We start from the raw sequence: 23813 nt of genomic DNA on the forward strand, positions 1-23813 counted from the left end.
CTGTCCTTTACCCAATTCGAGAAGTTTCTTTGATTGGGTAAAGCTAATCGCCAATCTCAAGACTGGTGAGGGGAATAAGCATTGAATTTCTCTGACTTTTCTTTCTGGTGGGTACTGCTGCTGTTCAGCATTCCATTTTTCACGATTCGCTCCCTGGGCAAGTCGATGAATTTGTGGTGGCCCATTTTAGATGGCATTGGCCTAATGGCAATGTCGCTAATTCTATTCGTCAACGCTTCTCGCTCTAGCTTCGCGATTTTTATTTTCGAGCTCATTTTCAATTACGCGATGGTGGAGCTGATGCTCCGCCGTAAGGGGCAGGCAGCTGTGGCAATTGCCACAGCGGTCATCGCGGTTGACATTGCCATTCTTGCTTACTTCAAGTATTTAAATTTCTTTGTTGAAGATGTGTTGAGTCTAATGCTGGGTAGCCTCGGTTATGCAGCCCCAACCAAGCTCAATTTGCCTGGGATGTACTCAATTCCTCCGGGCCTTTCTTTCTACAGCTTTCAAATGGTCGCCTTCGTCGTAGATTCCTTTAGGTCTAGAGATAAAAAAGCGATCGGCTTTGTCGATTACGTCAACTTTGTGTCGTTTTTTCCTCAAGTTGTTGCTGGGCCTATTGAGCGCCGATCGGATTTCTTTCCACAGATTGAGGCCTTTCGATTTAAATTCTCATGGTCCAATCTGGAAGCAGGTTTTTGCTGGCTATCACTGGGCCTGTTCATGAAACTCGTGCTAGCGGACAATTTGGCCCCTTACATTCAGTTGGAGGAAAGCGCTAATGCCTGGCTCCTTTGGTTCTTCGCCTACTTGTTCACCTTGCGCATCTATTTTGATTTTGCTGGCTACAGTTTCATTGCCCTTGGCTTAGCTCAAATTCTTGGCATTCGTCTAACTGTCAACTTTCTGGCTCCCTATACGGCACAGAGCATTCAGGAGTTTTGGCGGCGCTGGCACGTAACCTTGAGCACCTGGTTCCGCGACTATGTTTTTCTGCCCTTGATGGGTTCCAAAAAGCAATGGGCCCCCTTCTTCCTCTTGGTCACCTTTACGCTCTCTGGTTTCTGGCATGGGGCAGCCTGGAATTTTGTGTTGTGGGGTGCTTACCACGGCTTGCTACTCCTGGTTTTGCGTTATGCAGGTCGTCCCTTTCACCGCTTTGTTGGTCAGCATTTGTTCATGCCTCAATTCCTATCTTGGGCATTAACCTTTGGATCTGTAATTTTAGGCTGTCTGTTCTTCATGGAGAGCGATATTGGGCGTTTGGGTCTCAAGATGCAGACCTTGCTCAATCCCTTGGCTTACTCTCTTTCCAATGTTTCTCAAGCTTTGAGTTCTTTCAGTGCTAATGAGTTGTTTGCTCTAGCGCTGACCTTAACTCTGGCAACAACCGTGCTTCTGCTCGAGCATATGGCTGTTTGGCAGAAACGGGATTGTGAATATGCGATCTTGCGCTCTCCATTAATGGCTCGGGCCCTATTTGGCTTGACCATTCTGTTCGCCGCCAATATTCCCTCCAAATTCATCTATTTTCAGTTCTAATGTCCAGTCTAATCTCCGGCCCTATAAAGCTTGCTAGTTGGTTTGCCGTTGCAGGTATTGCCTGGTCTGCTGGTTACATCTACAACGTGTACTACGGTGGAGAACTGAGTTGGGTGCGTTCGATGTATCAGCAAAAAGTTGAGTTGGTTCGCCAGATTCAAGCACCAAGACGATTATTAATCTTGGGTGGTTCTGGCGCACACTTCACCGTCGATGCAAAATTGATGGAGCAAAAACTTAGCTTCCCAGTTTTTAATTTAGGTCTGGATGGCCCTGTGGGTTTAGATGTTATTTTGGCGACGACTTTAGCCGAAATTCGTCCTGGTGACATTGTGCTTCTAATCCCGGAATATCTGATTCTGATGGATGAGGATGGCTTACGCGAACGTTCGGCTTCTTTTGGTGTGGCGATTGGTCGTCCTGGGCTAGGTGATATCCCAACGAAGCAGCTTGCCCAAGAAACTATGTTGCTAGGGGTACCCAGTTTAAGGGCGCTAAGCAAATCCACACTAGATGTTTTAGAAAAAGGCAAACTCACTGGTTACTATTCTGACCCTATTGATACTCATGGTGGTCCAACTGTGCTCAAGCAAAGGGGCGACGCTGACTGGTGGCAGATGCGCATCCAAAAACCAATCTCTAAGCATGCCGTGCAGCGGATTGCTAGCTTTCAAAATGAGGTAAAAGGTAAGGAAGCAAGTTTAGTTTTAGGTTTGCCGTGGGTGTATGCCAGTCCAGACGAGGAAACTCTGGATAACATTCGCAAAACAGCAGATGCTCTGGCTGAAATTGCCCCTCTCCTTTACGATCCAGTTTCGTTGAACCTTAAGGCTGATTCCAGCCTGTTTGGTGATACTCACTACCATCTCAATGCTCAAGCGAGACAGCAGCGCTCACAGGAATTAGTACAGCAACTGAAGCCCTTGCTGGAGAATCAACTGAAGTCTGCAAAAGTTGCTGGTTGTCAGTCTCAAAGCTCTCTCAATTCCTTCTTGGCTGGCTGTACCCGCAGTCTCTAGCGAATGATGTGCAATGACCTGTTATAAGCCATTTCGGACATCGCTAACCTTTCAACAATGAAAAGATGTACAACAAGCTAAGCGATGAAAAGCTCCAAGGATTGAGTAACTTTGGTCTAGGTTTTCCTGAGACTGATCCTTCTGCTACCAGGATTTGTATTCTTGGTGGTGGTTTTGCTGGTTTGTTTACAGCTCTTGATTTTTATAAACGGTATCGCTCCAGCCATCAGGTTAAAAATTCAAAGCTTCAGTCTTGCCAGATTATTCTGATTGAGCAGCGCGATCATTTTCTGTTCACTCCTCTACTTTATGAGCTGGTCACAAACGAATTGCAAACCTGGGAAATCGCACCCTCCTATCAGCAACTGTTGGCTCAAACTAGCATTCAGTTTTGTCGCGCAACTGTGGAGGCAGTCAATCTTAAACAACGTCAGATCCAGCTGCTAAGTGGGGCCTTTCTCTCTTATGACTATTTAGTATTAGCCGGGGGTGGTCAAACCAATCTAGTTGGCTGTCCAGGCGTAGACGACCATGCTTATCCCTTCCGAACACTTGCCGATGTAGACCGGTTAAAAGAACGCTTACATCACCTAGAACAGTCTGACCGCCGCTTGATCCAAATTGCCATTGTGGGCGGTGGGCCTAGTGGGGTTGAACTGGCTGGAAAACTGGCTGATCGCCTGAAAGCCCGTGGCCGGATCGATCTGGTTGAGCAGGGGGAGCAAATTCTCAACGGCTTTACCCCTGCCAGCCGTGCCATGGCTCGCCGCGCTTTAAGCAGTCGGCAGGTGCAGATTTTGACCAAGGCCCGAGTTCTGGCCCTGGATGCTGACCAGATCTCGTTAGAACTTCAGGGACAGGTGGAATGGCGACCGGTAGATTTAGTGCTGTGGACTGTGGGGAACCGGCTCCCCGCTTGGGTGGATCAATTGGATTGCCAACATAGCCCGAGGGGCCAGTTGCTCACCACGCCAACCTTGCAATTGTGGGACTATCCCGAGGTCTTGGCGCTTGGAGACTTGGCCGAGATCCGGGATGAAGGTAAGCCAGTTCCCTCAACGGCTCAAGCTGCCGTTCAACAGGCTAAGTGTGCAGCTCGTAATTTACAGGCTATGCTCAACGGCAAACGTCAGCGCCGCTTTCAATATCTACATCTGGGTGAAATGCTAACCCTGGGAACTGACGCAGCGGTTGTTTCCAGCTTTGGCTTGACTGTGGGGGGGGATCTAGCTTGCCTGACTCGGCGCTCCGTCTATCTTCAGCGGCTGCCTACATTCCGCCATCGTCGCCAAGTGCTGTGGCAGTGGCTCATTCGTTGGTGGCTCAAGTTAATCAGTGGTTGGCGCTGTCAGTTAAAACGAACCACATCTAAACGACAGCAGTATTCATTATCAGATACGCCATTGCGAACTAAGCTCTAATCGCAATTGTCTGTTCCTCTGGAGATTATTAATAATGAGTATGACGGTTCATTCACCTAAGAAAAATCTTTTTGCTTCGAAGCTCGGAGAAATATTTAGTTTAGATTTGCGTTCGCTAGCTCTGTTTCGGATGGGCTTAGCCCTAGTTATTCTTGCTGATTTAGGGTTTCGGGCTAGAAGTTTGACGGCCCACTATTCTGATGTGGGAGTGTTGCCACGGACAGCCCTAATTGGGGAGGTGCTAAAACCCTGGTACTGGTCTATTCATCTAATCAGTGGTCAACCCCTGGTTCAGGCCCTATTGTTCGGGGTAGCGGGCTTAATTGCCCTGGCTTTGTTGGTGGGTTATCAAACCCGGCTGGCCACTATTGCCTCCTGGGCTCTCGTCGTATCATTACACAACCGCAACCCAGCCCTGATCTTTGCAGCTGATGATGTGCTGCGAGCTCTGCTGTTTTGGGCGATGTTTCTGCCATTAGGGGCACGTTATTCGATTGACAGTGCGCTCAATACCGCAAATCAGAGACAGCTCAATCGTTGGTTATCGGGTGCCACTGTAGCGCTGATCTTTCAGCAGTGTTTTATTTACTGGTTCTCGGCAGCTTTCAAATCTGAGAGCCCCGTTTGGTTGGATGGCAGCGCTGTTTATTACGCGCTCAGTTACGACCAGTATGTGACCGGGCTAGGTCAGATCCTCTTGGGTTTTCCACTGCTGCTGAGTTTCTCTACCCTAACTACGTTTGCTTTGGAATGGGTGGGGCCGTTTCTCTTATTCATGCCCGTGCGCACGGACTTCTTTCGCAGTTGCGCTGTCGTCACGTTTATTCTCTTGCACATTGGCTTTGGCCTAACTCTAAACCTGGGCATTTTTCCGATGCTTAGCGTGTTTAGCTGGCTCGCCTTTATTCCGAGCAGCGTTTGGGATCGCCTCTCTAAGAGACTCTATACGCCAGAGCGTATAGGGCTGAAGATTTACTATGACGGTGATTGTGGATTCTGCAAGAAAGTAGTTCACCTGCTACGCACGTTCCTGATCTTGCCTGAAACCCCACTCGAAATTGCTCAGTCAGACCCCAGTATTGAGGCGGATATGCAAGCCTACAACTCCTGGGTGGTGGTGGATTGGCAAAATCACAGGCACTTCAAATTCGAAGCTATTGCTTATATTTGTTCTCTGTCGCCTCTGTTCGCTCCTCTCGCTCACCTATTGCGCTGGAAGCCTGCGATGGCTGCCGGTACCAGGTTTTACGAAACGATTGCTGTGAATCGCAAAGCAGCCGGTAGATTCACAGCACCCCTCCAATTTCGCTCACTTGAAGTTCGTCCTTCAAAGCCGGCTAATCTAGCTGCCTTGTTGCTGCTGGCCTATCTGTTTGTTTGGAATCTCCGCAGCCTTTCCCCCTCAACTTTCAACCGCAAAGCTCTCAACTCTGTGGATTGGATTGGTCGTCTCCTGAGATTGGATCAAAATTGGAGCATTTTTGCTCCTAGCCCACCCAAAGATGACGGCTGGTATGTGATGCCTGCAAAACTGAAGGATGGAACTGAGGTTGATTTGCTGACTAAGAATTCTGCGAGTTGGGACAAACCAAATTCTCAACTTCGCAGCGAAATCTACCAGAACATGCAATGGCGCACTTACTTGATCAATCTCAATCGGTCAATCGGTGAGAAACTTTATCCTTACTATGCTCAATATCTCTGTCGCAATTGGAACAGCCAGCATCGAGGCAAGCAGGAAGTTGCAAACCTGGAAATATACTTTATGAGCGAGCGTACTGTTGCACCAGGACAAACACAGAACGTTGAGAGAAAGCGCACCTGGCAGCAATCTTGTACCAGTGATTCGATGCCCGATGCTCCTGAGAATTAAATCAGTTCGCTAATAATCTGGGTTCACGCTGTTCATTATTCTTTGACCATGAATAACTTGAAACCTCGAATGGAGGCTTATCCGAAAAGCTTTCTGGAATCGATCAAGCTGTCTGAGGTCAGCACCTATCTCAAGGTATTTATATTTTTCTGGTCGTTGTTTGCCCTAACCAATAGTGGCTTCGACAATTCGGAGGGTGGTTTTCACTATCAAGTTGCAGAACACATTATTGAAACTGGACAGCTAGGCTTCGAAACTTCGCAGCCCGGTATTTTTACGGTTGCTCCTAACGGGAGAACTTACGCCTCCCATGAAATTGGCAATACGCTTTTCTTTCTGCCAATCGCCTGGCTGAACCTCACGCTGCAAAAGCTGTGGTTTGGCTCTCTAAGCTCGGAGCAACTGGAAATTGCCAAAGAGTTTGTCCGTTCGTTTCAGCCTAGTTTTTACTCGGCAATCACCCTGGCTGCTTTCTTTGGGATCTTGCGGCTTGGCTTTGCTCAAAAACGAATTCCTGCTCTGCTGGCAACTTCAGGTCTAGCACTCACAACCTTTTTCTGGACCCACACTCGAGAGTCATTCGATGGCGTTTTATGCTCAACCTTGTTGACAATATCTTTTCTATTTCTGTTGCGATTCAAGCAACAAAAAAGTCGGCTTGACCTGATTATCGCTTTTGCAAGCTTGGGATTTGGTTTTATTACCAGAATCTCGATGGTGCTGGCGATCGTAGTTTCTATCGGCTACTTAGTGAGCATCAGTAGGCCTTATGCCCAAACTCTAGTTAGAAACCTCGGGCTGGCACTGTTGACGCTTGTACCCTTCGTCGTCTGGCAATCTTGGTATAACCAACTGAGAACTGGCATTTTTTATCTTTCGCCTGTGCAAACAGATGCCAAGTATCGATTTGCCAATGCCCTGGATGGCAATCTTCTAGTGGGACTTCAAGGTATCCTGGCCAGCCCTGGCAAAAGTATTTTCATCTACGCGCCTTTGCTGATTCTCTCTGTACTTCTGTTCCGGAAGTTTTGGAAGAATCATCCTAAGGAAGCCCTTTACATTCTGGTACTCAGTTTGGCCTGGTTGCTCCTGCATGCGAGGCTCAGAAGCTGGTACGGTTCCTGGGGCTGGGGGCCTCGTCACTTCATCACTATCTTGCCCATTCTGTTTATTCCGTTTGCAGCCAACATTGAATTAGTATTACGAAAAGCCTACTTAAAAGTGTTAGCGCTACTTCTAGGCAGCCTTGGCTTTGTGCTTGCTCTCGCTTCGATGATTTCCGATTGGCACTTCAGAATGGTGCTTGCTGATGGCAAGACCTTAAGCGATGAGTTTTTCGTCTGGAGTCTGCGTCATAGCCAACCTGTGGATATGCTGACTGGCGTGCTCAAGAATTTGATCACTGTTTTTAAGTTAGTCATGCACTCGCCCTCAGTTCAGAATCAAAATCTTTGGTTCTTAAACTCTGGTCTCAAGGAATACGGTAGTTTTACGGTCAACTTTTGGCCTAACAATCTGATTTTTGCGGGGGTTGCCTGGTATTGGATTGTTCCTCCCGTTGTACTTTTGATTGTTTTGATGTTCTCCTCGCTGCGAAGCGTTTTAGCTTCTAAAGCCTAAGCCGAAGGCATCAGTTTCTGGTGCCTTGCGAATTGAGAGACTTTTATTAAAATCATCAAAAATGGAGGGAGACATGAAGGTAGACAATGTCAAATTTTTGCCTTTGCCTGATGAGACAAAGTTAAAAATAGATAGTTTTAAGCTTCTCCCATTTGTCGTTATCTTCGGCGGGATTTTATTTTCTCTCTACTTGTTTTCTTTAATTCAAGAGGAAATCTATTTCAGTGGCGACGGTGGTTTAAAAGCTCTACTGGCTAAACAACTCAGCTCCGGTAATTTACGACTCGACCTGATTTTGCCAGCGGAGACCTGGGTGCAGCAGCTTTGGTCTAAGGGTTTATACCCCTTCAAACCGCCATTTGTCTACCACGAAGCTAACCACTACTACATTACTTTTCCGTTTACGTTCCCCCTGTTAACTGCACCCTTTCATGCTCTCTTTGGCTTTAGGGGTCTTTACATTGTGCCTCTGGTTTCTCTGTGGTCGATCTGGCTTAGCTTTTATTGGACCTGCCAGCGCCTAAGACTCGGCAATATTAGTAGCTCAATCGCAGTCCTCGTCCTAATTTTTGCATCGCCTTTATCTCTCTACGGCGCGACTTACTGGGAGCATACTTTGGCTGTGGCTCTAGCTTTTCATGGGCTCTCGCTGCTCCTCGTGCCTACCAACCAAGGATTGTCGAAGTGCTCAGCTCTGCTCAGTGGCATCCTAATCGGCTTATCCGCTTGGTTTCGGCCAGAGCTTTTATGTGTGGCTGGTGTTCTACTAGCTCTAGCGCTTGCCTGCTCAAGATTTAGCTTTTTACTAAATCTCAGCTATCTGGTGGGAGGGGGTCTACTCGGCTTATCGATTTGGCTAAAAGATGGGGCAATTGGTTTTGCTGGTTTATCTTGTTTGCTATTTCAAGCTCTCCCCAAAACTGAATTCTCCTTGCCTAGAAAAAAGTTTTTAGTTGCTAGTTTAGTCATAACTATCGCTGTCTTTTTTGGCCTAAATACTCTTATCTATCACCATCCGCTTGGAATTCATGCCATTCAGGTGGTGGAAGGCTTCTCAGTGCGCACTCGTTTGCTTGAGGCCTACAGGTTCTTCGGCAGCATGAATTCTGAGTTAATGGCTTACTTTCCCGTAATCTTCTTTCCACTCATTTGTGTTCTACTGTCTTTATTTGAGCGGGAAGTTAGACTTGCGCCAAACGTTAAGTTAATCGCTTTATTCTGTATATTGACAGCTTGCCTGATTCCGATGCTGCTTCCTAGCGATGGGGGCAAGCAGTGGGGGCCTAGGTTTTTGCTGATCCTCGTGCCAATCTCTACGTTGGTCTCTGTCTCAATTTTGCAGTCGATTCTGCAATGGCGTCCTAGCAGCCTGCGCTATTTTAGTATCGGCCTTTTCTCGATGCTGGTGGCCGTTGGCATTCAAACCAATACCATCCAAGGTGCAGCTTATTTCGCTCAAAACTTTAAGACAGCACCACTCACTCAGTCCCTGCGTCAGGACTCCAGCCCGGTAATCGCAGTCACACACCAGTATTTGAACCAGATGCTCATGCCAGTTCTAATCTCAAATGCCTTTTTCCTAACCGAAGATGAGGCAGCGCTGGCCGAATTAGGTAAGGCTCTAGTTCAACAGAAGCAACAACAGTTCACTTATATTTGCTATCGAGAAACCACTTGCCAGGCTTCAACGGGGCTCTCAGGTTTTAACCTGAATGGACAGCAGTTCAGCTTCCAATTTGCGGGTGTCAAGAAGTTTGAAGGTCACTCTGTATACAAGGCGTCCATCGTTCAGGCTGGGGCCAGCAGTTGAAGACCAGTTCAGCCCAATCTTCAACTGCTGGTGGCTGCAAAGAGCACGGCCAACGAGGGGTAGCCATCATTGTGACTAGAATATCTCTCCTTTTACAGCGCTGACCCAACGTTATTAATTTAGGCTCTGTATCCATTCACTTAGAGCCAAGCCCCCATTGCTCAAGGGCGGTTCCTGGTTACCGGGCAGATGTCCCACCTGAGCATGAAGCGGTTCTTAGTTACAAGGCTGATGTCCTCACAGAACCAGAGGCTGTTGCTTGAAGCGACAAGACAGATACTGCTAGCCAAGGCCCCATTCTTTGTTGCTTGGATGCTCTCCTTTGCAGCAAAGAAGCCAAGTCTAAGACTAATCAAGGCAATGATTTCAGCAGATCTACGGGTAATTATTGAGTAGTTTGCCTCAGCAGGGATAATTATTCGTGGATTACCCTGGGGTCTGTGGCTCCATGCATTGTTTAGGCTGGCCTTACCAACTTAAGCATGGAGAAATGCAGCATGGCTCGCGTAAAACGTGGTTCTGAAATCCTCAAAAAAGCCGAACTTCGAGCCGTCGGTTTAAAGGTTATTAGTCCAAACCTCGACCTAGGATACTCTTTAACCCTTGAGGCGTTCACAACCGCCATCGCCGAACTACGCGCTAAGCTAAACACCTACAATATGCTGCTTTCAACCGTGGATGGTGCTCAGTGCGAAGTGGTTGCCCTAGAGAAAGCGCTGCAAGAGTTAAACAGCCGAATGCTGCTCGGTGTGGCTTCAAAGTACGGCAAAGACAGCTATGAATACCAGCAAGCCGGCGGTGTGCGCAAGAGCGAGCGTAAGCGGCCTGTGCGCAAAACTGCAACGAGAACGAAACAAGCAGGGACAAAATAGCCCCAATCAGCGAGAAGAGAAAGCTTAAATCGCGGCTATACCAAACTCTAACCAAGCCTGGGCAAGCTTTGCTCCAATGAACTTTGGTTTGCGTAGCGGTTTGTGTAGCCGCGGTTTAATGCCTAGACTTTCTGTCTATGCCTACGACATTTGCGACCACAAAGTCAGCAATCCTTGCTGACCTAAGAGAATTTCGCGCAACAGACTAATAATTCCGACCCAGATGATTGGGGTGATATCCACACCACCAATGGGCGCCACCAGCTTGCGTGTCACCCTTAAGAAGGGCTCAGTGGGCCAGCTAACCAGGCTAACTGGAAACTTGTTGAGGTCAAACTGGGGATACCAGCTCAGCACGATGCGGAAGATAAACAGCAGAATGAACAGTCCCAGAAGCGGGCTGAGAATCCAGGAGGCGAGCAAGGTAGTATCCACGGGCGTCAATCTAGCGCAAACTTACTTTAAATTGTAAGAAATTTTAAGCCCTAGATTAGAAACCCTAGATTGAAACTCTAGATCGAAACCAATTAAGGCCGCCAGGCAAGCTCCAGCAGAATCGGCAAGTGATCAGAGCCAACATCTGGCCCTACCTGGCGCTTGATCACCTCTAGCTCCGGAGCAACTAGGGCATGATCGATGGGGATGCGCAACAGGGCTGGCAATGAGCTCGGCCAACTGGTCTGTAGCCCGAATCCCTGACGACTGTCGTGCAATTTGGTCTGACGTAACAAGGCTCGGAAGTAGGGAGACCAAGCTGTAATGTTCAGGTCGCCCAGCATCAGCACTGGATTGGCTTGTTGGGCTAGATAGGTTCCAGTCGCCTTTAACTGGTCATTGCGTCGAGCCGAGGCGGCGGCGCTGGTAGGAGCTTTGGGATGGCTCCCCAACAGCAATAGATCACGCTCACCCAGGGGCAAGCGGGCTTTGAGAGAAGGTGTACTCTGGTCGCCCAAGCTCAGAATCTCGGGCTCGAGCAGAGGCAGGCGGCTGTAGAGACCGATGCCAGTGGCATCTCGGCGCGGCAGGCTGAGTTGGTAGGGATACGCTTCCAGAACTGGCTGCAGATCTTCGGTCCACTTAGGCGTCAGTTCCACCAGGAGCAAGACATCCGGCTGAACCTTTTGCAGGAACTGGGCAACAGGCTGGTGGTTGCGGTTGGTAAATAGCAGATTCAAAGACACCGCTCGTAACGGTGGCTGGCTGATTTCTTGGCTAATTTCTTGGCTAATTTCCGGGTTCATGATCAAGCTGACTGGCCACAGCCAGTAGGTCTGCAAGACCAAAATCAAGTTGATGACCACAAACGGTAGTAGTCCTACAGCCAAGCGCCGTCGTTGCTGGAGGGTTAGCAGCAGCGAACAGGCCACCAACCAAAACAGATATTGCAGCCGGAAATGGCTAGCGAGATCGAGCAGCCAATGGGCCTGACCCCAGAAGCCCATCAGAGTCAGCACACAGCCCAGGAGCGATAGGAGAGTTAGCAGCATACTGCTCCGTTTATGTGTGAGGTTAGGGGTAAGGGATGGGTGAGGATACGAGCCGCGAGCAGTCTGTACTCAATCAGAGGTAAATCAATCAGGAGTAAGAATACCCACTTCTGCAATTTGTCCTGACGCTGACCTCTGGTAATGCCTGTTTATACTAGAGCGGTCTATCTTGCGATAGATTAAATCGAAACTGGTGAGGGTCACCTTGTGCTGGAACTGCTGGGCGCTGGTTTTTTATCGCTGTGGTTGAAGTCTGCTGGTGTAGACGTACCAACTCTATTCAATCCCCTAACCTTGTTGGCCTCAATGGACTCCTCGCTTCAGGTGTCTGATGCGGGAGCCAACAGTGCCGTAGAACGCTACCTGAGCAGTATTACCAGCCGGGGTTTTTCTCGCCAGATGCAGGGCGTTTGGATCCAGGCGGGTCCTCTAGTTTTGTCGAGTCAGCAGGGAACGACGCCCTTGAGTGCTGCCTCTCTAACCAAAGTGGCAACCAGCCTAGTTGCGCTGGATACTTGGGGCGCGGACCATTCGTTTGTGACCCTGCTGAGCGCTAGAGGTCGGATTCAAAACGGCGTGCTCCAGGGTGATCTCTGGGTTCAAGGCAGCGGTGACCCCTTCTTTGTTTGGGAAGAGGCCATTGCGGTGGGCAATGCCCTCAAGCGTGCGGGCATCAACCGGGTGAACGGCAACCTGGTTGTCACAGGCCCTTTCTACATGAATTTCGAATCTGACCCGCTTAGAGCCGGAGCATTGCTCAAACAAGCGTTCAATAGCTCTACCTGGAATCGGGAGGCGCAACAGCAGTACCAAACCTTGCCTCCTGGTACACCGCGTCCCGATGTCGTAATCGCCGGAACAGTCAGAACAGCAGGCGTTGCTGCCTCTACGTCCAGTGACCTGCCTTTAATCCGCCATCGCTCGGTGCCCCTATGGCACCTGCTCAAGCGCATGAATATCTACAGCAACAACGCGATGTCTGAGATTTTAGCGGCGAATCTAGGCGGTGGCCCTGCACTGGCACGGCGGGCAGCTCAAATCACACAACTACCACGGCGAGAGTTCCAGTTGTCGAATGGCTCTGGGCTAGGGCAAGAGAACCGTCTGTCGCCCCGTGCGGTTGCTGCCATGTTCATGGCGATTCAACAGCGGGCTCAGCCGAGCGGCATGAGTGTCTCCGATCTGTTCCCTGTGGCGGGCTATGACCTGCAAGGAACGGTTCGATATCGTCGCCTGCCGATGGCCACCGTGATCAAAACTGGAACCCTATCGGATGTGAGTGCCTTGGCGGGCGTGTTGCCAACCCAACGCTGGGGTCCTGTTTGGTTCACCTTTATCAATCGGGGAACTCAGTTAGACGGCCTGCGCGGTCTACAAGACCAGTTGCTACAAAGCTTAGCGGTCCAGTGGGGGGCAGTTCCCGTGGCTCCGGAGGGCTTTGCCCCAGCTTCCTGGAAAGATGTGCAAGACCGTAATGAACTGCTGCTTGCCCCTACCTCTCAGACACAAAGCAACATCGGTCCCCAAGCTCAGAATTCATTGCCCTGAGCCCTAAGCTCAACTCGCCAAGCTCAACCTGTAGGGGTGCGGTCGCCGCACCCTTAATTTGTGCTTCTGAGGTGCTTCTCAACTCATGGGCTTTTAACCTCCGCTGACCTCTTTTAAAAAGGTGTTTCTAGCTGAATTGGTCAGTCGGCAGAATTGGCTCTATGAGAACGAACTAGAAGTGGTACTACCGAAAACCACTTGAGTTCGATAACTTGTGGTTGCACCTTTCAAATTGCATCAATGCAACCCGTGACCTGTTCTCCTCCTGAGCTTGAGCAATACGATTTAGCACAAGCCAATATTGCCTACACACGAGCAGCCTTGAGTGAGCCTGTGATGGCTGGTTTTGTTGCCCAATTGGAAGCAATTAATGCTTTAGCAGATAGCAGCCCAGGCTTTGTGTGGCGCTTACAAACAGAAGCAGGCGATGCCACCGAGATTCGTGCTTATGATGACGAGCGTATTATCTTCAATCTTTCGGTTTGGTGTTCGCTAGAAGCTCTCACCCAATACGTTTACCGCAGCCAACATGCAGCAGTGATGCGTGACCGTCGCCATTGGTTTGAAAAGTCTCAGGAGCCAATTCTCGTGCTGTGGTGGTTGCCTAGGGGGCAGATTCCAACAGTGAGTGAAGCCAAAGCGCGTTTGGATCATTTACGCGTTCACGGTCCCACACCTTACGCGTTCTCCTTCAAAAAACCATTTTCTCAACCGAATACTCAACTCAGTGAGGCCTCTCATGCAGTTTCTTACTGATTGGCTTGTTGTCTTCAGTGTTGGCTGTCTCGCGGTCACTAGCCCCGGTCCCAATCTCGCCATTACGCTTCGCAATAGCTTGGCCTACTCCCGACAATCTGGCATTTATACCGCGCTAGGTTTAGCCGCCGGTAATCTCGTCCATACCACTTACTGTCTGTTAGGTATCGGGCTGGTGATTTCTCAATCTATTTTGTTGTTTAGCGCTTTGAAGTGGGCGGGGGCTGCTTACCTCATTTATGTTGGCTGCCAGGCCCTGCGCTCTCAAAAATCAGCGGCTATCACTTCTGCTAGGAGTACACAGGCTATTAGTCGAATAACAGCTGTTCAGATGGGCTTCTTGACCAATCTGCTCAATCCCAAAGTGACCTTATTTTTTCTGGCTCTGTTTACCCAAATCATTCAGCCTGAAACTCCTTTATGGGTTCAAGTAATCTACGGTCTGACGATTGTGGCTCTTGAATTCACCTGGTTTGCTTTGGTCTCGCTGTTGGTTTCACAGAAAGCCGTCAAGCAGCAATTTCAAGCAGTTAGCCATCGGCTTGAGCGAGGGATGGGCATTATGCTGATCGCTTTAGGGCTACGGCTGGCATTGGCACAAAACAGCAATTAGACTCTGCAGCTAATCCAAACCGACACTCAGTACAACGCTGAGTAAAAGTAATGCCCCATTTTTCAAATCTGCTCCTGTTTGTTGCCGCTGCAATTGTGCTGATAATGACCCCTGGTCCCGATACGCTCTATGTTCTGGCTCGCACTTTAGGCCAGGGAAAAATGGCTGGTCTTGTTTCTGCTCTGGGGATTTGTACAGGGCTTCTAGTACATATTTCAGCGGCAGTTATTGGGCTCTCATCCCTGTTGATGACCTCAGCACTTGCCTACAATCTCGTGAAGTATGTAGGCGCTACGTACCTGGTTTATCTAGGACTATGCACAATTTTGAACCGTGAGCATCGAACAGCCCTTCGTCCGTCTCAAGGGGTCAGTTTAGCCAAGAATTTTTCTCAGGGTGTGCTCTCCAGCACACTCAATCCGAAGCTGGCGCTATTCTTTTTGGCCTTTCTACCTCAATTCGTTGACCCGGATCAAGGTAGCGTTAGTTGGCAGATTTTTACGCTGGGGGTTCTGTTCGTGAGCATGGCGGTTGTTTGGTTTCTACTCATCGTTCTCTTGATCAGCTCATTCAGCGATTGGCTACCCAAACATTCAAATTTCGCCAAGGTTCAGAAGTGGCTAACGGGCAGTATCTTGATCAGTTTAGGAATCCGTTTGGCCTTGCCAGAACGGAGTTAGCTCAGGAGCTTAAAGCGCAGGCATTAAAGTGTAGGCATGTTTTGGATTCCTCTCGAAAAATCCTCGCCTACTCCCTTAACTCGACAAGTTTATGAGTATCTGCGCGAGCAGATTTTGCGCGGAGAATTGGCTTCAGGGCAGCAGCTACCCGCTACCCGCGAGTTGGCCTTAAACTTGGGAGTCTCACGTAACATCATTCTGCTCGCCTATGAACAACTTCTGGCTGAGGGCTGTTTAGAAGGGCGTCCGGGATCAGGAACCTATGTTGCTGAAGGAGCCTATTTGGCGTCGCTGGCTGGGAGGCTTCCTGTGGCCAATTCTGTAGCTAGCCCTCGAAATTCAGGTGTAGACCCAGTTAGCCCAGCGCTGACTGAAAAGTTAACTGACTGGATTGACTTCCGGTCTGGTATACCGGCGCTGGATCAGTTTCCTCGTAAGCTGTGGGGCCAACTCAGCAGGCAAGTTTGTGTAGAGGCGCCCCCCTCCCAATTAGGCTACGGAATTGCTGAGGGATGTGCTGAATTAAGAACAGTTTTGGCGCAATATCTTTCAAGAACGAGAGGAGTTCACTGCCACCCTGACCATCTCGTGATTACCTCCGGCGCGGCTCAGGCTTTTGCCTTAGTCACCAAGCTATTGCTGAGGGCAGGGGAGGTGGCTATTGTGGAAGATCCAGTTACCTCCGAACTGCATGAAATATTCACAACTACGGGTGCTACTTTGTACCCAGTTGCCGTTGATCAACAGGGTCTACGCACAGACTTGTTGCCAGAGAATATAAATCCTAAGTTTGTATTTCTGACTCCCTCACATCAGTTTCCTTTGGGAGGCATTTTGCCGATCCAACGGCGCATCGAACTTATTCAGTTTGCCAGAACAACTAACTGCTTCTTGCTGGAAGATGACTATGACAGTGAGTTTCGTTACGAAGGAGCTCCCTTAAGCTCACTGCAAGGATTAGCACCCGAACAGGTTCTCTACGTTGGCACCTTCAGCAAAATTTTATCGCCAGCCCTGCGGCTGGGCTATTTAATCGTGCCACCCAGCTTAGTTGAGCCCTGCCGTAAGCTCAAACGCTTGGCAGATTTACACACCTCTGTTTTGGAGCAGCTTACGCTTGCCCGCTTGATCGAATCAGGGCATTTGGAGCGACACATTGCCAAGATGAAAAAGCTCTACCGCCAACACCGAAATCTGCTCGTCGCCAGCTTGTTTAAACATTTTTCAACTGACGTGAAAATCTTGGGTGGTTCTACGGGTCTGCACCTAGTTGCTGAATTTCAGCATGTTGAATTTTCAGAGACAGTCCTGCAAAAGATAGCCCAGCATCAAGTGCGGGTTTATCCAGTAGAAGTACATGCCATTCGCAAAGGACAGCATTGCAATCGCATCATCTTGGGCTATGGCAATCTGACTGACATCATGATTGAAACTGGCATTCAACGTTTGCAGGCCGCGTTGATGAGTTTATAAGTTCTCAAACGCATTTGGACCTGGAGGCTTCGTAGGACGAATCAACAGCAGAATGGCCAGACCGGGCAAAGCTCCCGCAGCCGTCAAGGCAAAAAAAGGCGCCCATGCCATTTGCTCTGCTAGGTAACCCGAGAACGAACCAGCCACCGTTCCACCCACCGCGAACAGACTGGAGAGAAGCGCGTATTGGGTGGCAGTAAACTGTCGGTCACACAAGCTCATCAGGAAGGCGAGAAAGGCTGAGGTGCCCATACCCCCACAGAAGTTTTCGATGGTGATAACGCCGACCATACCTGGGTAGTTTTGACCCAGTAAGGCCAGCCCAGTAAAGCTTAGATTGCTGATGCCTTGAAGGATGCCCGAGAACCAGAGCGCGCGCAAAATCCCACTCCGGTTTACAAGGGCACCCCCAATAAAAGCACCAGCCAAGGTAGCTATCAGGCCGACCACACTGCGGATCAGACCCAGGTCAGTTTTGCTGAAGCCAGTTTCTAACAGAAAGGTAGTGGCCATCTGTCCTGCCAACCCATCGGCCAACTTGTAGAGCACGATGAACAGCAGAATCAAGCCAGCCTGCGAATGTTGCTGCCAGAAAGCCCGAAAGGGCTCAAAGACTGCTGCCTGAAGCGACTGAGGGGCCTGACTGCTGCCCTCTGGTTCTGGTGCGAAGTAAGAGACAATCAGGCCCACCAGCATCAGGGCAGCCATGAGAGCGTAAACCTGGGACCAAGGCAAAAAATCGGCCAGGTAAACAGCAAAGCCACCACTGACCAGCAAGGCAATTCGATAGCCCGTAACGAAAATTGCTGCCCCTGCGCCCATCTCAGGTTCAGTGAGCACATCGGTTCGGTAAGCATCGACGGCAATATCTTGAGTGGCGCTGAAGAAAGCCACTGCCATGGCCACAGTAAAAAAGATCTGAAACTGAGCAGGGTTCTGGAAACCCAAAAGCCCGATGCTGAGAATCAGCAGTATCTGTGTGAGGGCCATCCAACCACGTCGTCGGCTGCCCCGCAATCGTGCGGCCAAAGGGGGTATGAACCGATCTAGTAGGGGTGACCAGACAAATTTAAAGGAGTAGGGAATTCCTAGCAGGGCTGATAAACCGATGGTAGTTTTGCTCAAGCCTGCTTCGGTGAGCCACGCTTGTAGAGGCGTGCCGCCAGTAAGCAGCAACGGCAGTCCTGACGAAAACCCCAGCAGGAGCAAGACGCCCATGCTGAGGCTGCCATAGACACCGAGCGAGGCTTGAAGAGACTTGAGCGGGGAATTCATGACGAACAGCGCAAATAATAGCCGCCATCTTACGAGATAACGGGCGAAATCACAGGCGGGATCACGAGAGCCCAGGGGATGTTATTCCAAAACCCCGCCCAAGCCTCTCAACCTACCTAGAGGTCTGACTAGGAGCTTGCTTAGGGACTACTGATCCTGAGATCTCCAGAGTTGAGATCGCTTGGTCCAGCCAGTAGCCTCACAATTTCGACTTTGCGTCTACGCTTGGTTGTGGACTTGGTTGTAGATTGGGCTTTTGACGTGGTTGCGCTTAGGTTGGCCACTGCTACGCTTTGAGCTGCTTTCAACTCTTGTTTGGCTGGCTTTTCTGGAATAGATTGCTCCAGCTTTTGCCGGGTGACTTGCTCCAAATACAGGCGCAGTGCATCGAGAAATGCGTAATCTTCCGGGTTGAAGTGAGCTCGTTTTTGCTTCAACAGCCTCACAAACAGCCAGTAACAATGCAGCATGAGCTCTTGACCGTCGCGGAAGTTGGCCAGATTTGCCAAACCGCTATCAGCAAGCTTCTGCTCAACGACCCGGTTCCGCTGTTTTAACCAAGCCTTGATCGCACAGATCTGGCGGGTTAAGACCTGGATCTCCAGTCCCTTTTGCAAGCTCCAAGTTCTGGGCTTACTGGGTTTGTGGCGAGCAAGTTCATCTTGCAGATGACACAGGTCAGCCCTGAGATCTTGAAGACGTTGCTGGGCTTCTGTCTCTGTTGTCGGTAGCTCAAATTCAAATTCAGGCATGAGACGCAGCCCTTTTTCAGCACTTGAGCACGACACATTACCAGACCTGCAAGCGCCTGGGAAGCCCTAAATGTTAATTTATATTAAGGGCTGCCATAACAGAACTCCCGTCCGGCTACCGGATGGGGTTCTGACTGAGGAAAAATTTAGCTCTAGGCAGGGACTAGACCTTTAGAGGCTAGCCACTCCTTGCTGAACAGCCGTGACTGATAACGAGCGCCACTGTCACACAAAATAGTCACAATCGTATGACCTGGTCCCAATTGCCGAGCTAACCAGACGGCTGCACCGACATTAATACCCGAGGAGCCTCCCAAGAACAGCCCTTCTTTCTCTAGCAGTTGATAGACAATTGGCACACACTCTTCGTCAGAAATAACCACGGCATCATCAATAGGAACCCCCTCCATATTGGCGGTCACCCGACTGTTGCCAATACCCTCAGTAATTGAACTCCCTTCAGTTTTGAGTTCACCGGTTTTGGCGTAGCTGTAGAGGGCGCTGCCTTTGGGATCAGCCAGGACTGCTTTAACAGCCGGGTTCTTTTCTTTGAGGTACAAGGAGACACCTGCGTAGGTACCGCCGGTCCCCGTGGCACAAGTCCAACCGTCAATTTTGCCCCCGGTTTGTTGCCAAATCTCAGGGCCTGTTGTCTCGTAGTGGGCACGGCGATTGGCAAGGTTATCAAATTGATTGGCCCAGATTGCATTTTCAGTTTCCTGTGCAATACGGCCCGACAGTTTGACATAGTTATTAGGGTCTTTGTAAGGAACTGCAGGCACGGTTCGCACCTCGGCTCCCAACATGCGTAGGGCATCAATTTTTTCCTGTGATTGTGTTTCAGGAATGACAATAATGCACTTGTAACCTCGAGCATTACAAATATGGGCAAGGCCAATACCTGTATTGCCTGCAGTGCCCTCTACGACCGTACCGCCAGGTTTGAGCAACCCTTTTTCTTCAGCGTCTTTAATCATGTAGAGCGCCGCTCGATCCTTGACAGAACCACCAGGATTGAGGAACTCTGCTTTGCCTAAAATTTCACAGCCTGTCTCTTCACTAAAACTCTTTAGGCGAATCAGTGGTGTGTTGCCTACTGTACCGACAAAACCATCCTTAATATCCATAACCGGGTGCTATCTGCTGAGGGGGGCAAGGGGGGACGTTAATCACCAATCTCTCACAAATCTCTTAGGCCATGTGAACGGCAACGTAAACAATAGCCAGCAAAAGCGGAAGCTCTCGCTGGCTATTGAAGATTGAGCGTTCAGGCTCTAACGATTAGGTTGGGGAGTTAAGCGCAGGTAGGGCTTCACTTCGCGGTAACCTTTGGGGAACTTCTCCTTGAGGACCTCAGGATCCTTAAGAGAAGGTACAATCACGCAGTCGTCGCCATCTTTCCAGTTAGCTGGTGTGGCAACGCTGTAGTTATCGGTCAGCTGTAGGGAGTCAATTACCCGCAGCAATTCATCAAAATTGCGTCCGGTGCTGGCTGGGTAGGTCAGAGTTAGGCGCAGCTTTCTGTTGGGATCAATCACGAACACTGAACGCACCGTTAAGGTGTCGTTAGCGTTGGGGTGAATCATGTCGTAGAGGTCAGAAACCTTGCGATCGGGGTCAGCCAGGATCGGGTAGTTGAGGGCGCTGCCTTGCGTTTCTTCAATGTCACCAACCCAGCCTTTGTGGGAGTCAACGTCATCCACGCTTAGTGCTAGGGCTTTGACATTGCGCTTGTCAAACTCGGGCTTGAGCCTTGCCACTTCCCCTAGTTCTGTAGTGCAAACCGGGGTAAAGTCCTTGGGGTGAGAGAAAAGGATCACCCAATTATCACCAGCCCAGTCGAAAAAGTGGATTTCCCCGTGGGTAGAATCCTGGGTAAAGTCGGGAACAACATCGCCTAATCGGAGAGCCATAGCTAATTCCTGTGATCTCGAAACAATCGCACAGTTTTCAGTTGTATCATGCCACAAACCCCGGTTAGCCGGTCGGGATTCTGTTCTTATTATCATTTTTTAACATTGTGTTCTTAAAGCTAAAACATATAGATTTGGCCTAGACAAAATTCTTCTGTTCTGGACCGTCCCTTCTTCTCGCAGAATAAGTGGATGAAGCGAGAGTCAAACCGAACGTGAAGTACTTTTTTTTAGCCCAAGGCTGGCACGTGGGTCGGATTTGGGCAGCAGGCGGTCTCTGGAGCGAAACCGCCTGGCGACGCAAGCCCCGGATTGAACTGATGGGGCTTTACCCCGTTGACCAAGGCGAAAGCATGTGGCTTTACCGGGTTGAAGACGCTGTCCTCATGGTTGAAGTCACGCCAGAGTCAGGGCATCCCGATGCCAATATTGGTCAGGTCGTGCTCAAACGTCTGATTACAGCTGATCAAGCCCTGGAGCGAATCACTGCCCTGTCGCCGACAGAGGCAAGCTCAGCCGCTCGCCCTGAGGCAGCCAATTCTGGAATAGCTAATCCTGGGGCAGTCAATCCTGGGGCAGCCAATACCGATGGCAATGAAACCACCGAGGCGAAGCCGCCACTCAACAACTCAATCATGAGGTGATCTCCTCAGAGCGAGCTCCTAAAGCAAGCCTCCTGGGCACGCACGCAATCAATGCCCAGCCAGAGCAGGTTTGCTACCCTAAAGGGACTGCTTGCCCTAAGAATCGGTCTCATGAAGTCGTCCCGTAAAGTTGGCTTTCTCTGGCAACTCCAGACCTCTCTGCTTAGCCTGATGATTGCGCAGGGAACCCTGCTAGGTCTTCCAGCCAGCGCCCAATTGCGTACCGATTCAAACTCGGCCACCCCGAATGGGTCCTCGCTCAGCTACAGCCAGTTTCTCAGATATATCGACGAGGGCCGTGTGCTCAAGGTTGACCTTTACGAGAGCACGCAAACGGCTGAAGTGGAATTAGAGAGCGAAGACGGCAAGGGCGGCCCTCGCACCGTGCGGTTAAATCTGCCGGTCAACGACCCGGATTTGATTCGCAAGCTGAGATCGAGCGAGGTGGATCTAGCCGTTTGGCCCAATCCTCCTGGTCGGCTCGCTTGGGGGCTCCTTGGTAACTTATTGCTGGTCGGATTACTTCTGGGCAGCCTGGTACTGCTGTTCCGACGCTCTGGCAGCATGGGCGGCCCTGGACAAGCCATGAACTTTGGCAAGTCCCGCGCTCGCTTCGCTATGGAGGCCAAGACCGGCGTCCTCTTCGATGATGTCGCTGGCATTGAAGAAGCCAAAGAAGAACTCCAAGAAGTCGTCACCTTCCTCAAGAAGCCCGAGCGCTTCACCGCAGTGGGTGCCAAGATTCCCAAAGGCGTGCTACTAATCGGCCCTCCTGGGACGGGCAAAACTCTGTTGGCTAAAGCAATTGCTGGCGAAGCTGGTGTGCCCTTCTTCAGCATCTCGGGCTCTGAGTTCGTCGAGATGTTTGTCGGGGTCGGTGCTTCTCGGGTGAGAGACCTATTCAAGAAAGCTAAGGAGAATGCGCCCTGCATCATCTTCATCGATGAGATCGATGCGGTGGGACGGCAGCGAGGAGCGGGGATTGGCGGTGGCAACGACGAGCGAGAGCAGACGCTCAACCAGTTGCTGACGGAGATGGATGGGTTTGAGGGGAACACAGGGATTATCATCATCGCGGCGACCAACCGGCCCGATGTGTTGGACTCTGCCTTGCTGCGCCCCGGTCGTTTTGACCGGCAGGTGATGGTGGACCTGCCCACCTACAAGGGCCGTTTAGGCATCCTGCAAGTCCACGCCCGCGATAAGAAGCTAGCTGATGATGTTTCGCTGGAGGTACTAGCCCGTCGCACTCCCGGTTTCTCGGGTGCGGGGCTAGCCAACTTGCTCAACGAGGCTGCCATCCTGACCGCTCGCCGGCGCAAAGACATGATCACGATGCTGGAGGTGGATGACGCTATTGACCGCGTCACCATTGGCCTCACCCTCAATCCCTTACTAGATTCCAAAGGCAAGCGCATTCTGGCCTATCACGAAATCGGTCATGCTCTCTTGGGCACCCTCCTACCTCACACCGATCCCTTAAGCAAGGTAACGGTGATTCCTCGATCGGGTGGTGTAGGCGGTTTTGCCCAGTTTGAACCAGCTGAAGAGATGGGTCTAGAGAGCCGAGCCAAAATTCTCGATGAGATCACCATGACCCTGGGAGGCAGAACCGCCGAGGAGCTGATCTTTGGTGATGCGGAAGTTACCACCGGTGCTTCCAATGATCTGCAACATATCACCAGCCTCGCGCGGCAGATGGTGACCCGGTTTGGAATGTCAGATTTGGGTCCTGTTGCGCTTGAAAGCCAGCAGAGCGAGGTCTTCTTGGGCCGCGATTGGATGTCTCGCTCAGAATACTCTGAGTCGATTGCGTCTCGAATTGACCAGCAAGTCAGGCAGATTGTCACCCACTGTCATAGCGAGGCTCGGCGCATCTTGAGCGCTCACCGAGTGCTGATTGACCGGCTAGTGGACTTGTTGATCGATCAAGAAACTATTGATGGCGAGGAGTTCCGCCAAATCGTTGCGGAGTATACCCCTGTTCCTGAAAAAGCTTTAAGCGTGCCCCACTTCTAGAGCAACGCTAAGGGTTGAAACTGATAGTGCTCAGCAGCGAATAGGCAAGCTTAGGAGGGTCAGTCCCTGTCCCTCCCAGCCAGTTTTATTCAGGCTTGTCTAAGCCAGACAGGCCCGCGAGCTGGTGATCAAGCTGCATGCGCTGTTCCATTTGGCGCAGAAAGTAACCGGTCATCATGGCTGAGGCCAACATGCCAGCTAAATTTTCCCGATCAGTCGTGACTTGAACGTTAAAGGCTTCAGACGGCAGCATCCCCACCAGCCCTTGAATATTCTGGGAGATAATCTGCCGAACCTCGGGGCTCACCGAGCGGGCAACGTTTGCTAGAACCTCCGGGGACTGGTGCTGCAGGTACTTCAGCAATGGGTTACCAGCAGCTACATCTGCCGAATCCACGCTGAAAAAGCTGGCATCATTCGGGTTAAAGGCCATGGGTACTCTGAATAAAGCTTCAGGACTGTTTCTTTATTGTGGCACTGTGTTCAAATATGA

The 23813-nt window shown here is 50.4% G+C and carries 21 protein-coding genes; 14 read left to right on the forward strand and 7 right to left on the reverse strand.

Going from position 1 to position 23813, the window contains the following annotated elements:
- Nucleotides 1-81 precede the first annotated feature (81 nt).
- The 7 genes from H6F94_RS18080 (at nt 82) to H6F94_RS18110 (ending at nt 10160) form a co-directional block, all read left to right on the forward strand.
- A complete protein-coding gene (locus tag H6F94_RS18080) occupies nt 82-1545 on the forward strand; it encodes an MBOAT family O-acyltransferase (RefSeq protein ID WP_190803624.1) in 1464 nt (487 codons plus the stop codon).
- Nucleotides 1545-2564, forward strand: a complete 1020-nt coding sequence (locus H6F94_RS18085) for a hypothetical protein (protein ID WP_199320496.1) — start codon at nt 1545-1547, stop codon at nt 2562-2564. The genes H6F94_RS18080 and H6F94_RS18085 overlap by 1 nt, the downstream gene beginning before the upstream one ends.
- A 65-nt stretch (nt 2565-2629) precedes the next feature.
- Nucleotides 2630-3985, forward strand: coding sequence for an NAD(P)/FAD-dependent oxidoreductase (locus tag H6F94_RS18090; RefSeq protein ID WP_190803625.1), 1356 nt, complete (start codon nt 2630-2632; stop codon nt 3983-3985).
- 34 nt (nt 3986-4019) lie between these two features.
- The gene (locus H6F94_RS18095; RefSeq protein ID WP_242041255.1) at nt 4020-5858 is read left to right on the forward strand and encodes a DCC1-like thiol-disulfide oxidoreductase family protein; all 1839 of its coding nucleotides are present in this window, start codon (nt 4020-4022) and stop codon (nt 5856-5858) included.
- A gap of 48 nt (nt 5859-5906) precedes the next feature.
- Entirely contained in the window at nt 5907-7478 is a 1572-nt protein-coding gene (locus H6F94_RS18100) for a glycosyltransferase family 39 protein (protein WP_199320497.1), read from the forward strand.
- Nucleotides 7479-7551: 73 nt separating this feature from the next.
- A complete protein-coding gene (locus H6F94_RS18105; RefSeq protein ID WP_396426443.1) occupies nt 7552-9288 on the forward strand; it encodes an LA_3751/LA_3752 family putative glycosyltransferase in 1737 nt (578 codons plus the stop codon).
- Between the two features lie 497 nt (nt 9289-9785).
- Entirely contained in the window at nt 9786-10160 is a 375-nt protein-coding gene (locus H6F94_RS18110) for a hypothetical protein (RefSeq protein ID WP_190803627.1), read from the forward strand.
- A gap of 141 nt (nt 10161-10301) precedes the next feature.
- Here H6F94_RS18110 and H6F94_RS18115 read toward each other — a convergent pair whose 3' ends face one another.
- A complete protein-coding gene (locus H6F94_RS18115; RefSeq protein WP_313949324.1) occupies nt 10302-10595 on the reverse strand; it encodes a YggT family protein in 294 nt (97 codons plus the stop codon).
- A gap of 92 nt (nt 10596-10687) precedes the next feature.
- Nucleotides 10688-11647 carry an endonuclease/exonuclease/phosphatase family protein gene (locus H6F94_RS18120; protein ID WP_190803629.1) on the reverse strand — a complete coding sequence of 320 codons (960 nt, stop codon included), beginning with the start codon at nt 11645-11647 and terminating at the stop codon, nt 10688-10690.
- Between the two features lie 207 nt (nt 11648-11854).
- Between H6F94_RS18120 and H6F94_RS18125 the strand changes: the two genes are divergently transcribed.
- From H6F94_RS18125 to pdxR, 5 genes are all read left to right on the forward strand, one after another.
- A complete protein-coding gene (locus tag H6F94_RS18125; RefSeq protein ID WP_190803630.1) occupies nt 11855-13195 on the forward strand; it encodes a D-alanyl-D-alanine carboxypeptidase in 1341 nt (446 codons plus the stop codon).
- A 249-nt stretch (nt 13196-13444) separates the two neighbouring features.
- Nucleotides 13445-13951 (forward strand): DUF3291 domain-containing protein, encoded by a 507-nt coding sequence (locus H6F94_RS18130; protein WP_313949325.1) that lies wholly within the window; start codon nt 13445-13447, stop codon nt 13949-13951.
- Nucleotides 13935-14564, forward strand: a complete 630-nt coding sequence (locus tag H6F94_RS18135; RefSeq protein ID WP_190803632.1) for a LysE family transporter — start codon at nt 13935-13937, stop codon at nt 14562-14564. The genes H6F94_RS18130 and H6F94_RS18135 overlap by 17 nt, the downstream gene beginning before the upstream one ends.
- A gap of 50 nt (nt 14565-14614) precedes the next feature.
- Nucleotides 14615-15244 (forward strand): LysE family translocator, encoded by a 630-nt coding sequence (locus tag H6F94_RS18140; protein ID WP_190803633.1) that lies wholly within the window; start codon nt 14615-14617, stop codon nt 15242-15244.
- Between the two features lie 36 nt (nt 15245-15280).
- The gene (gene pdxR, locus H6F94_RS18145) at nt 15281-16717 is read left to right on the forward strand and encodes a MocR-like pyridoxine biosynthesis transcription factor PdxR (RefSeq protein ID WP_190803634.1); all 1437 of its coding nucleotides are present in this window, start codon (nt 15281-15283) and stop codon (nt 16715-16717) included.
- Here pdxR and H6F94_RS18150 read toward each other — a convergent pair.
- From H6F94_RS18150 to H6F94_RS18165, 4 genes are all read right to left on the reverse strand, one after another.
- Nucleotides 16712-17992: an AmpG family muropeptide MFS transporter gene (locus H6F94_RS18150; RefSeq protein WP_242041256.1), complete on the reverse strand. Its 1281-nt coding sequence runs from the start codon at nt 17990-17992 to the stop codon at nt 16712-16714. The two genes, pdxR and H6F94_RS18150, sit on opposite strands and share 6 nt — an antisense overlap.
- 140 nt (nt 17993-18132) lie before the next feature.
- Complete coding sequence (locus tag H6F94_RS18155) at nt 18133-18744, reverse strand: hypothetical protein (RefSeq protein WP_190803635.1); 612 nt, start codon at nt 18742-18744, stop codon at nt 18133-18135.
- Nucleotides 18745-18896: 152 nt separating this feature from the next.
- Complete coding sequence (locus tag H6F94_RS18160) at nt 18897-19871, reverse strand: cysteine synthase A (protein WP_190803636.1); 975 nt, start codon at nt 19869-19871, stop codon at nt 18897-18899.
- Nucleotides 19872-20018: 147 nt separating this feature from the next.
- On the reverse strand, nt 20019-20657 hold the full coding sequence (locus H6F94_RS18165) for a peroxiredoxin (RefSeq protein ID WP_190803637.1): 639 nt from the start codon (nt 20655-20657) through the stop codon (nt 20019-20021).
- A gap of 215 nt (nt 20658-20872) precedes the next feature.
- Here H6F94_RS18165 and H6F94_RS32475 point away from each other — a divergent pair, with 215 nt between their 5' ends.
- Together H6F94_RS32475 and ftsH are read left to right on the forward strand one after the other, a co-directional pair.
- Nucleotides 20873-21301: a hypothetical protein gene (locus tag H6F94_RS32475; protein ID WP_242041257.1), complete on the forward strand. Its 429-nt coding sequence runs from the start codon at nt 20873-20875 to the stop codon at nt 21299-21301.
- Nucleotides 21302-21412: 111 nt separating this feature from the next.
- The gene (gene ftsH / locus H6F94_RS18175) at nt 21413-23320 is read left to right on the forward strand and encodes an ATP-dependent zinc metalloprotease FtsH (protein WP_190803638.1); all 1908 of its coding nucleotides are present in this window, start codon (nt 21413-21415) and stop codon (nt 23318-23320) included.
- An 85-nt stretch (nt 23321-23405) separates the two neighbouring features.
- Here ftsH and H6F94_RS18180 read toward each other — a convergent pair whose 3' ends face one another.
- Nucleotides 23406-23753 (reverse strand): DUF760 domain-containing protein, encoded by a 348-nt coding sequence (locus H6F94_RS18180; RefSeq protein WP_190803639.1) that lies wholly within the window; start codon nt 23751-23753, stop codon nt 23406-23408.
- Nucleotides 23754-23813 lie beyond the last annotated feature (60 nt).

Origin of the sequence: Leptolyngbya sp. FACHB-261, assembly GCF_014696065.1 — a bacterium.
Taxonomy (GTDB): domain Bacteria; phylum Cyanobacteriota; class Cyanobacteriia; order FACHB-261; family FACHB-261; genus FACHB-261.